The sequence below is a fragment of the Myxococcus sp. AM011 genome (assembly GCF_013372595.1).
Classification (GTDB): domain Bacteria; phylum Myxococcota; class Myxococcia; order Myxococcales; family Myxococcaceae; genus Myxococcus; species Myxococcus eversor.
On the sequence record NZ_JABXEM010000598.1, the window covers coordinates 1 to 660 of the forward strand.

Here is a 660-nt window from a genome sequence, read left to right on the forward strand (position 1 = left end):
CGAGGCGAAGTCCCTCGATGCCACCGAGGCCGACGAGGCCCGCGTGAAGCGCAGCGCCAGCGACGAGCTGAAGCTGAGTGCGGCACGGCCCGCCGGCACGCTGACGACGGAGGACCTGCCGAAGGCCAGCGAGGAGAAGGACACGCGCCGAGGCAAGCGGGAGAAGGACTGACGTGTACGCCACGGTGGCCGACATGCGCGCCGAGGGCGTCACACCGGCCATGGCGGGCGACATCCGTCTGGCCGTCCTTCTCGAGGAGGCGACGCGCACCATCGACAAGGTGACGGGGTGGCACTTCGAGCCGCGCTCGGCGACGTTGCAACTCGACGGGCGCGGCACTCCGTCCCTCTGGCTGCCGGTGCCACCCATTCGCCTCTACCGCCTGGCACTCCACGGGGCGGACGTGTCCTTCTCGCGGGAGCACCTGGTCGTGGTGGGTGCTCCGGTGGGCCCGGGCTTTGATGGGCCCCGCCTCACCTTTCGCCACGGGCGCGTCTTCCCGCGCGGCGAGGGCAACGTCACGGTGGGCGCACGCTGGGGCTACACCGAGGCGGACGGGACGCCGGAGGGGCGCACGCCGCTCGCCATCCGCCGCGCCTGCATGCTCCTCGTCCTGCGCAGCCTCTCGCCCTTGGCGGACGAAGACTCGTTGGAGGAGC

General features: G+C 72.1%; 1 protein-coding gene. It reads left to right on the top strand.

Features of this window, described 5'->3' with window-relative positions:
• Nucleotides 1-173 precede the first annotated feature (173 nt).
• The coding region (locus tag HUW62_RS47580; protein WP_176438220.1) for a hypothetical protein at nt 174-660 on the top strand (487 nt) is incomplete at its 3' end.